Consider the following 14,593-nt stretch of genomic DNA (forward strand, 5'->3'; position numbering starts at 1 on the left):
ATCATGGAGAGCCAGAAATGCCCAGCCCACTGCGTCCGGAGCAACGCCGGTTCCCGCTGCACGTGCACATCAGCGTCATGTTCACATTCCTGCTGCTGCTCACCGGGGTCGTGCTGGGATTGTTCAATTACCGTCAGACCACGCAGATCATCCTTTCGAGCAGCGAGAAGCTGTTCGAGCGGATCGAACAGGACGTGCGCCTGGACATGTCCGCCACCTATCAGCCGATCCGGCATCTGCTCAGCCTGCTGGCGGACAACCCCGCCGCGCAGGCCGAGCGCCTTGAACAACGCTTGCCTTTGCTCAGGCCTTTCAGCCAGTCGCTCACCGACAACCCGAATCTGGCCTCGCTGTATCTGGGTTATGCCAACGGCGACTTTTTCATGGTGCGCCCGCTGCGCAGCGCCGCTCTGAAAACACTGCTCAAGGCCCCTGAAGCAGCGGCATATCAGGTCTGGAGCATCGAGCATGACGCGCAGGGCGCCATGCACTCACAGTCACTGTTTTTCGATCAGGCACTGATGCCGATCAGCCGTCAGGACAACCCTGAAGACCGCTACGATCCGCGCAGCCGTGCGTGGTTCACCGATGCCCGCCAGCAAAATGAACAGATAACCACCGAACCATACGTGTTTTTCTCCACGCACAATGTCGGCACCACGCTGGCCCGACGCAGCGGCGAGAATGCCGTGATCGGCGCTGATCTGACGCTGGTCGCGTTGTCTGCCGCCCTGAGCAAACATGTCGTCACCGCGTCCACCGAAATTGCTTTGTTCGATGCTGACGGCAACGCCGTGGCCTACCCCGACAGTCAGCGGCTGATCGTCGATGGCAACACCGCACATCTGGCAAAAGCCGCAGACCTGAGTCCCGGCCTGCACGCGCTGTTGTCCGGCGCGCATTCCGGCAATCGCCTGCAGGCGGACGGCCGGCAATGGATCGTCGCCCGCAGCAGCATTCAGGAGGGCGGCCCGAAAGGTTTGCAACTGGCGCTACTGGTACCGGAAGACGAACTTTTGGTCGATGCCTACCGCTTGCGCTGGCAAGGTGCGCTGATCACCCTGGCGACCTTGCTGCTGTGCCTGCCCTTGGGTTGGGTGATTTCGCGGATTCTGGTCAAGCCGTTGCACGCGCTGGTCAAGGAAGCCGACGCCATCCGCAGTTTCGATTTCAATTTTCCGTTGGCACGTCGCTCGCCAGTGCTTGAAGTCGACCAATTGAGTGTGTCGATGGCGCGGATGAAAGACACCCTGGCGAGTTTTTTCCGCATTACCGACACCCTCGGCGCCGAAACCCGCTTCGCCCCCCTGCTGCAACGGGTGCTGTTCGAAACGGTGCAGATTGCTCAGGCGCAGGCGGGGCTGATCTATCTGCGTGAAAGCGATAGCAGTCGCATGGAGCCTCACGGACTGGTCATCGACGGCACGCCCCAGACTCTGGAGGCGTTCGACATTGAGGGCCATGATCTGCAACACAACCAGGGGCCGACGTGGTTCGAGCAATTGGTCAACGCCAACAATGTGGTGAGCAACTTCGGCGTCGATCAGGCCGGCGATCTGCAGAAAGTCCTGCTGGCGATGCAATCGCCACGCGTTCATCTGATCGGCATCCGCCTGCACAATCGCCACGACGAAACCATCGGTCTGCTGATCCTGCTGGTGAACGACAGCGGCACGGCAGTCGATCTGGAAAAACTGCGCCCAGACCGCATCGCGTTCCTCCAGGCCGTGTCCGGCGCGGCGGCGGTGAGTATCGAGAGCCAGCGCCTGCAAGCCCGCCAGAAGCAGTTGCTCGATGCCTTCATTCAATTGCTCGCCGGCGCCATCGACGCCAAGAGCCCTTATACCGGCGGACATTGTCAGCGCGTGCCAGAGCTGACGCTGATGCTTGCTCAGGCAGCGGCAGCCAGTCAGGCGCCAGCCTTCAGCGCCTATCAACCCAGCGAAGACGAGTGGGAAGCCTTGCACATTGCCGCGTGGCTGCACGATTGCGGCAAGGTCACAACGCCGGAATACGTGGTCGACAAGGCCACCAAACTGGAAACCATCAACGACCGTATTCATGAAATTCGCACCCGTTTCGAAGTGCTCAAGCGTGACGCCTGGATCAGCTATTGGCAGGCGCGGGCCCTAGGCGGTGATGAGACAGCACTGGCCGAACTGCGCGATACGACACTGACGGCGCTGGACGACGACTTCGCGTTTGTCGCGCGCTGCAACCTGGGCAGTGAGGCCATGGCCGAAGCGGATCTGCAACGCCTTGATCATCTGGCCCGACGCACCTGGATGCGTACTCTCGATGACCGTCTGGGTGTGTCCTGGGAAGAGAACCGGCGTCAGTCGCGCACGCCGGCGCCGAGCTTGCCGGTCAGTGAACAGCTATTGGCAGACAAACCCGAACACTTGCTCGAACGCGACCCGAACGAGTTGATTCCCGAAGACAATCCGTGGGGCTTCAAACTGGAGGTGCCGCGCTACAAATACAATCGCGGCGAGCTGTACAACCTGAGCATCAGCCGTGGCACCCTGACCCGCGAAGAGCGTTACGTGATCAATCACCACATGGTCCAGACCATCATGATGCTCAGTCACCTGCCCTTCCCCGGCCACCTCGACAGCATTGCCGAAATCGCCGGCGGTCATCATGAAAAAATGGACGGCACCGGTTATCCGAAACGCCTGAAACGCGAAGAAATGAGCCTGCCGGCACGGATGATGGCGATCGCCGATATTTTTGAAGCGCTGACGGCGGCTGACCGCCCGTACAAGAAAGCCAAAACCTTGAGTGAAGCATTGGCGATCATGGCCACCATGTGCCGTGAGGCGCACATCGATTCCCAGCTGTTTGGATTGTTCATCAGCGAAGGCGTGTACATGCAGTACGCCGTGCGCTTTCTCGATCCAGCGCAGATCGACGCCGTGGATCCGGCCAGCCTGCTGCACAAGGCTGGCCTCAGCGCGTGATCAGCAGTCGGTCAGACGCAGGAAAATCGCCGCCAGTTGTTCGATACCGGCCTGATCCTGCGCGCCGAAACGCGCCAGTTTCGGGCTGTCGAGGTCGAGCACACCGATCAGGCGTCCATCCTTGACCAAGGGCACGACCAGCTCACTGTTCGAAGCGCTGTCGCAGGCGATATGACCGGGGAACGCATGCACGTCTTCAACGCGCTGGGTTTGCCGACTGGCTGCCGCCGCGCCACACACACCACGACCGAACGGAATGCGCACGCAGGCGATCTGGCCCTGAAACGGGCCGAGCACCAGCTCTTCGTTGCGGTTGAGGTAAAAACCCGCCCAGTTCAAGTCATCGAGCTGGTTGTACAGGAACGCCGAAAACTGCGCGGCGTTGGCAATGAAGTCGCGCTCATCCGCCAGCAGCGATTCCAGTTGCGCGGCCAACATGCCATAGCCTTCGAGGCCCTGGCCGCTTTGTTGCAAATCAATCATGCCTTGTGCTCCAACAATTTCAGTCCCACCCAGTAACGGGCGAATTGGTACGCGCAACGTCCGTTGCGATTACCGCGGCCGGTGGCCCAACGCACGGCGAGGATGTCCAGTTCTTCGTCGCGCTGCCAGCTCAGGCCGGCCTTGGCGGCCAACTGGCCGATCCAGTGCTCGACGACGTTAAGGAAGTGTTCTTGGGTAAACGGGTAGAACGACAGCCACAGACCGAAACGGTCCGACAGGGCGATCTTGTCTTCAACGGCTTCGCTGGGGTGCAGTTCGCCGTCGACACGTTTCCAGTTTTCGTTGTCGCTTTCCTTCTCCGGCACCAGGTGGCGGCGGTTGGAAGTGGCGTACAGCAAAACATTGTCCGGCGCCTGTTCAAGCGAGCCGTCGAGCACGCTTTTGAGAACACGGTAATCGCCTTCACCGGATTCGAACGACAAGTCATCGCAAAACAGCACGAAACGTTGTGGCAGCTTGCCGATCTGCTCGACCACCCGTGGCAGATCCGCCAGATGATCGCGCTCGATCTCGATCAGGCGCAGGCCAGCCGCGGCGTGTTCCGCCAGCAAGGCCCGCACCAGCGAAGACTTGCCGGTACCGCGCGAGCCCCAGAGCAGCGCATGGTTGGCCGGCATGCCATCGAGAAATTGCCGGGTATTGCGCCCCAGTTGCTCCAGTTGACGGTCGACACCGATCAGGTCGGACAGGCGCATGTCGAGGCTGACTTCCAGTGGCAGCAGGTAGCCGCTGCGTCCGTCGCGCTGCCAGCGCGCAGCCAGACAAGTACCCCAGTCGATCACCGGCCGTGGTGCCGGCAACAACGGTTCGATCCGCGCCAGAACCGACTCGGCGCGTTCAAGAAAAGCATTCAATCGGGAATCCACGTCTTCTCCTCGGGCACGTTCACAGTGATGATGACGATCCAGCGACGACGCACAGATCAGAATTCACCTACCAAGCCTTGTTACAAGGCGATTCGGGAACCTCGGTATCCATACATGATCGACTATGCTTGAGCAGCGAAGGGAAACGGAAGTGGTTCAACACCCCATGGATATCAAATTCACCCACCGGCTGTCTTACAAGCAAGCCAGGCTTACCGTGCTGGTCGGGTTCATTCTGGGCACGCTGCTCAGCCTGCTGCAAATCGGCATCGATTATGCCAGTGAAGACGCCTCTATCAACCGTGAAATCCTGTCTTTACTGGAAATCAGCCATAACCCGGCGTCACGGATCGCCTACAACATCGACGCCGAGCTGGCGCAGGAACTGACCCTGGGGCTGTTGCGCTCGCCGGCGATCATTTCTGCGCAACTGATCGACAACAACAGCACGGTGCTGGCCAGCGTAAAACGCCCGGAACTGCAAAGCGGTTATCGGGTGATCAGCGACTTCCTGTTTGGTGCCAAGCGCCAGTTCGAGGATCGTCTGTATCTGGATCATCTGCCCAATGAATCGCTGGGCGTCTTGAGCCTTGAAGTCGATACCTACGCCTTTGGCAGCCGTTTCCTGCGTCGGGCCGAGATTACCTTGCTCAATGGCTTCGCCCGCAGCCTGATTCTGACCGGCCTCCTGCTGGCGCTGTTCTACGTGATGCTGACCAAACCGCTGGTGCGGGTGATCCGCGAGCTCAGTGGACGCGACCCGCGCAGTGCCGAACCGACCACGCTGGAATGTCCGTCCGGCCATGCCAACGATGAAATCGGCGTGCTGGTCAAAGTCGCCAATCAGCAATTCGAGAACATTGCCACCGAGATCCAGCAGCGGCGCAACGCTGAAAACCGCCTGACTGACTATCTCGGACAACTGGAAAACATCGTCTCGGCGCGCACCGCCGAACTCAAGGCGATCAATACGCGGCTCAGCCAGTCCAATCAGGAACTCGAAGTCGCTCGCAGCACCGCCCTGGAAATGGCCGAAGCCCGCTCGGCCTTCCTCGCCAACATGAGCCATGAGATCCGCACACCGCTCAACGGCCTGCTGGGGATGATCGCGCTGTCACTCGACGGGCCGTTGAATGCCGAGCAGCAGCAACAGCTGTCGATCGCCCACGATTCGGGCAAGGTGCTGGTCGAGTTGCTCAACGATATTCTCGACCTGTCGAAATTCGATGCCGGGCAACTGGAGCTCGAGCACATCCCGTTCGACCTCGGCTCATTGATCGAAGACACCGCAAACCTGCTCTCGCAGAACGCCGCGCCGAGCGTCGAGCTGACCTGCCTGATCGACCCACACTTCCCGGCCCTGGTATTGGGCGATCCGACCCGGGTACGACAGATCGTCAGCAACCTGCTGTCCAACGCACTGAAGTTCACCCGATTCGGCCGGGTGGATGTACGCTTGGCGACCTTCAGGGATGGCGTGCGCATCGAGGTCTGCGACACCGGCATCGGTATCGCCCAGGATGCGCAGCTGAAAATCTTCCAGCCGTTCACCCAGGCGGGCGCCGGGATCACCCGTCAGTATGGCGGCACAGGGCTGGGACTGGCGCTGACGTACAACCTCTGCGAGGCCATGCAGGGCCGCCTGACCATCAGCTCCGAGACCGGTTTCGGCAGTCAGTTCTGTGCCGAGTTGCCACTGCCCTGCCATACCCGCGCACTGGCACCGGCGCCGCTGCACGGCAAGATACTCGCCATCACCGCAGCGAGCAGCGGTCTGGCGGAGCTGTTGCAAAGTCTGCTGCCGGTCTGGGGACTTGCGTATGAACAGCGCACCATTGATGACTCGTTGCTGGGCCTGACCCCGGACGTGGTGATCACCGATTGTCCGGAGTGCCTGTTCGGCCTGCGCCCGACACTCGCTGCGCCGATTTTGCTGGTGACCGCCTACGGCAGTTTCCTGCCGAGCGAAGAAGCGGCCGCCCTGGCTCCGCTGCAGCAGCAGGCACGCCCGTTGGCGCGCAATGCGCTCTACCAGAACCTGCGGCGCACCCTGCAACCGGACGTGGTTGCGATCAACGGTGCGCAGCTCGAAACCTCTCCCTCGGTGCGACGCGGACGGGTGTTGCTGGTCGAGGACAACCCGGTCAATCAACTGGTGGCCAAAGGCATGCTCGGCAAACTGGGCTGCGAGGTCATCGTCGCCGCCCATGGTGCCGAAGCGCTGGATCAACTGGAGTATCACGAATTCGATCTGGTACTGATGGACTGCAACATGCCCGTCATGGACGGTTACGAAGCCAGCCGGCAGATCCGCCAGAGCGGGCGCTGGCCGCACCTGCCCATCGTCGCTCTGACCGCCAACGCGATGTCCGAAGAACGCGAACGCTGCCGCGCGGCAGGCATGAGCGACTATCTGGCCAAGCCGTTCCGACGTGAAGAACTCGCGGCACTGCTCGATCAATGGATCCCGACTACGACAGCGCTTTGATCTGCCCCAGCAAGTGATCGAGACCGTTGCGCAGGTCATTGAGGCGGTCCAGATCCACCCCGCTGTCGCACAGCAGTCGGGCCTTGAGCGGCCCGACCTGCTCGCGCAAGGCTTTCCCTGCGGGCGTCAGGCTCAGATGGACTTCCCGTTCGTCGCGTGTCGAACGCTGGCGCTGCACCCATTGCAACTGCTCCAGGCGCTTGAGCAACGGCGTCAGCGTGCCCGAGTCCAGCGCCAGACGCTCGCCCAACGCCTTGACGGTCGGTTGCTCCGGCGCGGCGTCCTGCCATTCCCACAACACCAGCATCGCCAGATATTGCGGGTAGGTCAGACCGAGCTGATCGAGCATCGGCTTGTAGGCCCGAATCACCGCCCGGGACGCCGCGTACAACTTGAAGCACAACTGGCTGTCGAGCTTCAGCGAATCGACCGGCAGGCTGTTCATTTGAGCAGAGCTTCGATCTCGCCGCTCAGCTCCTGCGGCTTGGTGGTCGGGGCAAAACGCTTGACCAGTTTTCCGTCCTTGCCAATCAGGAACTTGGTGAAGTTCCACTTGATGCCCTGGGAGCCAAGCAGGCCCGGCGCGCGTTTTTTCAGTTGCACGAACAGCGGATGCGCGTCTCCACCGTTAACGTCGATCTTCTTGAACAGCGGGAAGCTGACGCCGAAGTTCAGCTCACAGAACTCACTGATCGCCCCTTCGTTACCTGGCTCCTGCTTGCCGAACTGATTGCACGGGAAGCCCAAAACCACGAGCCCCTGATCCTTGTAGGTCTGCCACAGTTCTTCGAGGCCTTTGTACTGTGGAGTGAAACCGCATTTGCTTGCGGTGTTGACCACTAAAACCGCTTTACCGGCGAAATCGGCGAGGGTCTTTTGCTCCCCCTTGATGGTGGTGCACGGAATGTTCAACAGGTTGTCGCTCATGGCGTCGGGCTCCGCAGACAGTCAAGAAAGATCAAACATAGCGAGCAATTAAATTGTGTGCAATTTAATTATCGAATAATAAGGCGACCCGAAGGTCGCCTTCATTCGTTTATGCGCGTGGAACCAGATCCAGGCAAACAGAATTGATGCAATAACGCAAACCAGTCGGCGGCGGGCCGTCCGGGAACACATGGCCCAGATGCGCATCGCAGCGCGCGCACTTCACTTCCGTACGGATCATGCCGTGACTGATGTCACGGATTTCAGTCATGGCGCTTTCGCCGATCGGCGCGTAGAAGCTCGGCCAGCCGCAGCCGGAGTCGAATTTGGTCTTGGAGTCGAACAGCGGCTCATTGCAGCAAACGCAATGATAGACACCGTCGGTCTTGGTGTCGTTGTATTTGCCGGAGAACGGGCGCTCGGTGGCACTCAGACGACAAACGTTGTACTGCTCGGGGTCGAGCATCTCACGCCATTCTTCCAGGGTTTTTTCCAACTTTTCCATCATCACACCTCAGCGGCTGAAAAAGCCCGATCTGTACCTTTTCCACGGATCGGGCGGCACGTATGATTGCGCCTCGTCACGCACCAGTCTGGCAGCCAGACCGGGCGCATTCAAACGGATTATGGGAGCCACGGCTCAAGACGTCCGCCTGTGTGAAGACGCAGGAATCCCAGCACGGTTGTCCATCCGCCGCCTGGATCGTTCATTTTCGGGATCACATCGCCATGCAGTTCAGCAAATCGAACAAGCTCGCCAACGTCTGCTACGACATTCGCGGCCCGGTGCTCAAGCACGCCAAACGACTGGAAGAGGAAGGCCAGCGCATCCTCAAGCTGAATATCGGCAACCCGGCGCCGTTTGGTTTCGAAGCCCCGGACGAAATCCTCCAGGATGTGATCCGCAACCTGCCGACCGCGCAAGGCTACAGTGACTCCAAAGGCCTGTTCAGCGCGCGTAAAGCGGTGATGCAGTACTACCAGCAGAAGAATGTCGAAGGTGTCGGCATCGAAGACATCTATCTGGGCAACGGCGTTTCCGAGCTGATCGTGATGTCGCTGCAGGCGCTGCTCAACAATGGCGACGAAGTGCTGGTGCCAGCCCCGGACTATCCGCTGTGGACTGCCGCCGTCAGCCTCGCTGGCGGTAACGCCGTGCATTACCTGTGCGACGAAGGCGCCGACTGGTTCCCGGATCTGGCCGACATCAAGGCCAAGATCACCCCGAACACCAAAGCCATGGTGATCATCAACCCGAACAACCCGACCGGCGCGGTGTATTCGAAGGAAGTGTTGCTGGGCATGCTGGAAATCGCCCGTGCGCACAACCTGGTGGTGTTCTCCGACGAGATCTACGACAAGATTCTGTACGACGATGCCGTGCACATCTGCACCGCCTCCCTGGCGCCGGACCTGCTCTGCCTGACCTTCAACGGCCTGTCGAAGTCGTACCGCGTGGCCGGTTTCCGTTCCGGCTGGATCGCGATTTCCGGGCCGAAGCACAATGCGCAGAGCTACATCGAAGGCATCGACATGCTGGCCAACATGCGCCTGTGTGCCAACGTGCCGAGCCAGCATGCGATCCAGACCGCATTGGGCGGCTATCAGAGCATCAATGATCTGGTGCTGCCGCAGGGTCGCCTGCTCGAACAGCGCAACCGCACCTGGGAGCTGCTCAACGACATTCCGGGTGTGAGCTGTGTCAAGCCGATGGGTGCGCTGTATGCGTTCCCGAAGATCGACCCGAAGGTCTGCCCGATCCACAACGACGAAAAATTCGTCCTCGACCTGTTGCTTTCCGAGAAGCTGCTGGTGGTGCAAGGCACGGCGTTCAACTGGCCATGGCCGGATCACTTCCGCGTGGTCACCCTGCCCCGCGTCGACGATCTGGAAATGGCCATAGGCCGTATCGGTAACTTCCTCAAGTCCTACCGCCAGTAACTGGCCAGCAGTGCGCAACGGTCAAACGTTGCGCACTGTCTGATTCAGCAACACTTCTGCGTTCCGCCTCTGCGCACGCCTTCTACACTTGCGATTCATACCGTTTACCTGCGTCCAGCGTAATGGCGACGGGTCGCGGCTGGTCGTCATCCCTATCGTTATCCGTTGTGGGAAATGTGCCGAGCACCAAAGAATCCGCTGTAGGACACAGTTTGAAATAGTCACTCAGTTGAATAGCCCGGTGCGGCACCTTATATACCCCGCAGTACGCTACATCTTTAGCTTGAGGAGATTTCTACAACCATGATGCGCATCCTGCTGTTTTTGGCCACTAACCTGGCGGTCGTGCTGATAGCCAGCATCACCCTGAGCCTGTTCGGCTTCAACGGGTTCATGGCGGCCAACGGGGTTGATCTCGACCTTAGTCAGCTGCTGGTTTTCTGTGCGGTCTTTGGTTTCGCCGGCTCGCTGTTCTCTCTGTTCATCTCCAAGTGGATGGCGAAGATGAGCACCGGCACCCAGATCATCAGCCAGCCACGTACCCGGCATGAGCAATGGCTGCTGCAAACCGTCGAGCAACTGTCCCGCGAAGCCGGGATCAAGATGCCCGAAGTCGGTATTTTCCCGGCCTACGAAGCAAACGCCTTCGCCACCGGCTGGAACAAGAACGACGCGCTGGTCGCGGTCAGCCAGGGCTTGCTTGAGCGTTTCTCACCCGATGAAGTGAAAGCCGTGCTCGCCCACGAAATCGGTCACGTGGCCAACGGTGACATGGTCACGCTGGCGCTGATCCAGGGCGTGGTGAACACCTTCGTGATGTTCTTTGCGCGGATCATCGGTAACTTCGTCGACAAAGTGATCTTCAAGAACGAAGAAGGCCAGGGCATCGCCTACTACGTGGCGACCATCTTCGCCGAACTGGTATTGGGCATTCTCGCCAGTGCGATCGTCATGTGGTTCTCGCGCAAGCGTGAATTCCGTGCCGACGAAGCCGGCGCACGTCTGGCCGGCACCAGCGCGATGATCGGCGCACTGCAACGCCTGCGCGCCGAACAGGGCCTGCCGGTGCACATGCCGGACACCCTGAACGCCTTTGGCATCAACGGTGGCATCAAACAGGGCTTTGCCCGTATGTTCATGAGCCACCCGCCGCTGGAAGAGCGTATCGACGCGCTGCGTCGCCGCGGTTGATCCGACTGGCGTAACAATGAAAAAAGGTCCGCAGTGATGCGGACCTTTTTTGTTCCTGCCAATAATGGATTGTTGCTGATGGCCTCTTCGCGAGCAGGCTCGCTCCCACACGGGCCCTGCAAACACCCATCCAATGTGGGAGCGAGCCTGCTCGCGAAGAGGCCGGCACTGTCAGCAAACATCTATCGAGAAGAAACCCGGTAAACCCGCTCCTCAAGCCGCGTAACGCCTGCCTGCAGGAACTTCCAGCTCTCACCCAGCACATCCTGCTCTTCCAGCGCCTGCACCTGCCAGACATCCCCCAGCAACCGCTGCACTTCATCATCCCCCGCCGCAAACGGCGGCCCCGGCATCTGCGCCTGATCGTAATCCAGCGTAATCAACAACCCTTGCACACCCAGCGGCAGAATCTGCTGAAGATGCGCCGCATAACGCTCACGCATCGGCCCTGGCAAGGCAATCAGCGCGGCGCGATCGTACAACGCGGTGCAATCGCCCACATCGCTCGCCGTCAGCGCGAAGAAGTCACCGCACCACAGTTCGATGGCGTCACTGCGATAGACCTTGAACGCGCCCTTCTGGCTGATCTGCGGCTGCACTTGATGCTCACCGAAAAAGTCTTCAATTGCCTTTTCCGACAGCTCAACCCCGAGCACCTGATGACCCCGCCCGGCCAGCCACGCCAGATCCAGACTTTTCCCACACAAAGGCACGAACACTCGCGCCGCTGCCGGTACCGCCCAGTGCCGCTGCAAATAAGGGTTCACCTCCGGCAGATGAAAACCGATCTGCCCCGAATCCCACTTCTTGTGCCAAAACTCAGACTGCATGCATCACTCCGAATAATTCGATCAAAAAGCGTTAAAACTTATATTAGATTTAGATCAATGATCTGACTGAAGATGAGCCCATCTTAACGCTCAGGAACCCATCATGTTTCCCAGCCTGTTTATTTCCCATGGCTCACCCATGCTGGCGCTGGAGCCCGGTGCCAGTGGCCCGGCGTTGGCGCGTCTGGCAGCCGAATTACCGAAACCCAAAGCCATCGTCATCGTCTCTGCGCATTGGGAAAGCCACGAACTGCTGGTCAGTAGTCATCGGCAACCGGAAACCTGGCACGACTTCGGCGGTTTCCCTCGCGCGCTGTTTGAAGTTCAGTACCCGGCGCCGGGCAATCCGCAGTTGGCCGCTGAGGTGGCCGATCTGTTGACTGCCAATAATCTGCCAGCACGTCTCGATCCGCAGCGTCCGTTCGATCACGGTGTCTGGGTGCCGCTGTCGTTGATGTACCCGCAAGCGGATATCCCGGTGGTGCAGGTCTCGCTGCCGAGTCGCGCTGGCCCGGCGTTGCAAACCCGGGTCGGCCGAGCGCTGGCGAGCCTGCGTGATCAGGGCATCTTGCTGATCGGCTCCGGCAGCATCACCCACAACCTGCGCGAACTGGACTGGCACGCCGGCCCGGAAAGTGTCGAGCCGTGGGCGCGGGATTTCCGTGACTGGGTAATCGAGAAGTTGGCGGCCGACGATGAGGCGGCGCTGCATGATTATCGCCAGCAGGCGCCGCATGCGGTGCGCAGCCATCCGAGCGACGAGCATTTGTTGCCACTGTATTTTGCCCGGGGCGCGGGAGGAGAGTTCAGCGTGGCGCATAAAGGCTTCACGATGGGCGCGTTAGGGATGGACATCTATCGCTTTGGTTAAAAGCAAAAGATCGCAGCCTTCGGCAGCTCCTACATTTGGAATGCGTTCCCTCTGTAGGAGCTGCCGAAGGCTGCGATCTTTTGATCTTTCAGGCAGACAAAAAAAATCCCCGAACCAGTCGGGGATTTTTTATGTTCGATCAATCAGCCCAAGGGCGGATCAATCTTCGCGATAGCGACGCAGTTTCAGCTGCTTACCGGCAACGCGAGTGTCCTTCAGTTTGGTCAGGAGTTTGTCCAGACCATCTTCCGGCAGCTCGACGAGGCTGAAGCTGTCACGCACCTGGATGCGACCGATCGCTTCACGGGCCAGACCGCCTTCGTTGAGGATGGCGCCCAGCAGGTTCTTCGCAGCGATACCATCACGCGCACCCAGCGCGGTACGGCAACGAGCACGGCCTTCGCCCAAAGGCATTGGCGCGCGACGCTCGCGGTCACCACGATCAGGACGATCACCGGTGCGCTCAGGACGGTCGCCACGCGGTGCGTTGTTCGGCACCAGTGGACGTTCCTTCTCGATCGCAGCCAGGTTCAGCGCTTGACCGTTGGTGGCTTTGCGCAGCAGCGCAGCAGCCAGAGCACGCGGGGTGCAGCCGATGTCTGCAGTCAGACGATCGAGCAGCTCACCGTGAGTCGATTCGGCGTCAGCGACCAGCGGCGACAGGCTGTTGGTCAGTTTCTTGATGCGCGCATCGAGAACGGCTTGAGCGTCCGGCAGGCGTACTTCGGCAACTTTCTGACCGGTTACGCGCTCGATCACTTGCAGCATGCGGCGCTCACGTGGAGTCACCAGCAGCAGTGCACGACCTTCGCGACCGGCACGGCCGGTACGGCCGATACGGTGAACGTAGGACTCTGGGTCGTACGGCATGTCAACGTTGAACACGTGAGTGATGCGCGGAACGTCCAGACCACGAGCAGCTACGTCGGTCGCGACAACGATGTCCAGACGGCCATCTTTCAGCGAGTCGATGACGCGCTCACGCTGGTTCTGGGCGATGTCACCGTTCAGCGCCGCGGCTTTGTAGCCTTTGGCGTCGAGGGCGCTGGCCAGATCCAGGGTCGCTTGCTTGGTGCGCACGAACATGATCAGGGCGTCGAAATCTTCCACTTCCAGCAAGCTGAGAACGGCCGAAGTCTTCTGGTCAGCGTGAACCAACAGGTGAGCCTGTTCGATCGCGGTAACGGTCTGGGTCTTGGTCTGGATCTTCACGTGTTGTGGATCGCGCAGATGGCGTTCGGCAATGGCGCGGATCGACTGCGGCAGGGTAGCCGAGAACAAAACGGTCTGACGGGTCGCTGGCAGAGCCTTGAAGATGACTTCCAGGTCATCCATGAAGCCCAGTTTCAACATTTCGTCAGCTTCGTCGAGAACCAGGTGGTTCACGGTCGACAGGACTTTTTCGTCGCGACGCAGGTGGTCGCACAGACGACCCGGGGTGGCGACAACGATCTGTGCGCCATTACGGATTGCTTTCAGTTGTGGGCCCATCGGCGCGCCGCCGTAAACGGCCACAACAGTAACGCCCGGCATTTGCTTGGCGTAGGTTTCAAAAGCGGTTGCTACTTGCAGCGCCAACTCACGAGTTGGCGCCAGGATCAGGGCTTGCGGTTCGCGCTTGGCAGGATCGATGCGGTGCAGGATAGGCAGTGCGAACGCGGCGGTTTTACCGGTACCGGTTTGCGCCTGGCCAATCATGTCCTGGCCGGCCATGATGATCGGGATCGATTGCTGCTGAATCGCCGAAGGCTCTTCGTAGCCGGTCGCTGCGACGGCTGCAAGAATATTCGGGTTAAGATTAAAAGCGGCGAATCCGCCGGTTTCCTGGGTCATGGGTCTGCCTCTAAGTGCATCCGCAAAGACCCATGCTCCAAAGCTGCGCATGCCGTGTTGAGACTCAAGAGTCGCCCTGGCAGCTTTGTCGGCGGGGATTTGCGAAAACGAATGAATGAAAAAAAGAATCGTCCGGGAAGAGCCCGCAATGCGGACGTGCAGCCGAAGCTGACTTCGGG

At 59.9% G+C, this 14,593-nt stretch carries 12 protein-coding genes; 5 read left to right on the forward strand and 7 right to left on the reverse strand.

Annotated features, from left to right (window positions below; translation table 11 throughout):
• The first annotated feature begins 17 nt into the window (after positions 1-17).
• Positions 18-2,963 (forward strand): HD domain-containing phosphohydrolase, encoded by a 2,946-nt coding sequence (locus tag F8N44_RS23285; protein WP_150651952.1) that lies wholly within the window; start codon positions 18-20, stop codon positions 2,961-2,963.
• Here the strand turns inward: F8N44_RS23285 and F8N44_RS23290 are convergent, their stop codons facing one another.
• Positions 2,964-3,446, reverse strand: coding sequence for a GAF domain-containing protein (locus F8N44_RS23290; RefSeq protein ID WP_127929226.1), 483 nt, complete (start codon positions 3,444-3,446; stop codon positions 2,964-2,966).
• Positions 3,443-4,333: an ATP-binding protein gene (locus F8N44_RS23295; protein ID WP_150651953.1), complete on the reverse strand. Its 891-nt coding sequence runs from the start codon at positions 4,331-4,333 to the stop codon at positions 3,443-3,445. Before F8N44_RS23295 ends, F8N44_RS23290 begins: the two co-directional genes overlap by 4 nt.
• 166 nt (positions 4,334-4,499) lie before the next feature.
• Here F8N44_RS23295 and F8N44_RS23300 point away from each other — a divergent pair, with 166 nt between their 5' ends.
• Positions 4,500-6,821 carry a response regulator gene (locus F8N44_RS23300; protein ID WP_150651954.1) on the forward strand — a complete coding sequence of 774 codons (2,322 nt, stop codon included), beginning with the start codon at positions 4,500-4,502 and terminating at the stop codon, positions 6,819-6,821.
• Here F8N44_RS23300 and F8N44_RS23305 read toward each other — a convergent pair.
• The 3 genes from F8N44_RS23305 to msrB all read right to left on the reverse strand — a co-directional run bounded on the left by F8N44_RS23305 (position 6,805) and on the right by msrB (position 8,253).
• On the reverse strand, positions 6,805-7,266 hold the full coding sequence (locus tag F8N44_RS23305; RefSeq protein WP_150651955.1) for a MarR family winged helix-turn-helix transcriptional regulator: 462 nt from the start codon (positions 7,264-7,266) through the stop codon (positions 6,805-6,807). The two genes, F8N44_RS23300 and F8N44_RS23305, sit on opposite strands and share 17 nt — an antisense overlap.
• Entirely contained in the window at positions 7,263-7,748 is a 486-nt protein-coding gene (locus tag F8N44_RS23310; RefSeq protein WP_016985485.1) for a glutathione peroxidase, read from the reverse strand. The genes F8N44_RS23305 and F8N44_RS23310 overlap by 4 nt, the downstream gene beginning before the upstream one ends.
• 109 nt (positions 7,749-7,857) lie before the next feature.
• Positions 7,858-8,253: a peptide-methionine (R)-S-oxide reductase MsrB gene (gene msrB / locus F8N44_RS23315; protein ID WP_016985486.1), complete on the reverse strand. Its 396-nt coding sequence runs from the start codon at positions 8,251-8,253 to the stop codon at positions 7,858-7,860.
• A gap of 224 nt (positions 8,254-8,477) precedes the next feature.
• Between msrB and F8N44_RS23320 the strand changes: the two genes are divergently transcribed.
• Together F8N44_RS23320 and htpX are read left to right on the forward strand one after the other, a co-directional pair.
• On the forward strand, positions 8,478-9,689 hold the full coding sequence (locus F8N44_RS23320; protein WP_007908620.1) for a pyridoxal phosphate-dependent aminotransferase: 1,212 nt from the start codon (positions 8,478-8,480) through the stop codon (positions 9,687-9,689).
• A gap of 303 nt (positions 9,690-9,992) precedes the next feature.
• Entirely contained in the window at positions 9,993-10,880 is an 888-nt protein-coding gene (gene htpX / locus F8N44_RS23325) for a protease HtpX (protein ID WP_007908619.1), read from the forward strand.
• A gap of 182 nt (positions 10,881-11,062) precedes the next feature.
• Here the strand turns inward: htpX and F8N44_RS23330 are convergent, their stop codons facing one another.
• The gene (locus F8N44_RS23330; protein ID WP_150651956.1) at positions 11,063-11,710 is read right to left on the reverse strand and encodes a thiopurine S-methyltransferase; all 648 of its coding nucleotides are present in this window, start codon (positions 11,708-11,710) and stop codon (positions 11,063-11,065) included.
• 103 nt (positions 11,711-11,813) lie between these two features.
• Here F8N44_RS23330 and F8N44_RS23335 point away from each other — a divergent pair, with 103 nt between their 5' ends.
• Positions 11,814-12,581 (forward strand): DODA-type extradiol aromatic ring-opening family dioxygenase, encoded by a 768-nt coding sequence (locus F8N44_RS23335; RefSeq protein ID WP_150651957.1) that lies wholly within the window; start codon positions 11,814-11,816, stop codon positions 12,579-12,581.
• Between the two features lie 159 nt (positions 12,582-12,740).
• Here F8N44_RS23335 and F8N44_RS23340 read toward each other — a convergent pair whose 3' ends face one another.
• Positions 12,741-14,414: a DEAD/DEAH box helicase gene (locus F8N44_RS23340; protein WP_008088238.1), complete on the reverse strand. Its 1,674-nt coding sequence runs from the start codon at positions 14,412-14,414 to the stop codon at positions 12,741-12,743.
• Positions 14,415-14,593 lie beyond the last annotated feature (179 nt).

Origin of the sequence: Pseudomonas fluorescens (genome assembly GCF_902497745.1) — a bacterium.
Taxonomy (GTDB): Bacteria; Pseudomonadota; Gammaproteobacteria; order Pseudomonadales; family Pseudomonadaceae; genus Aquipseudomonas; species Aquipseudomonas fluorescens_BM.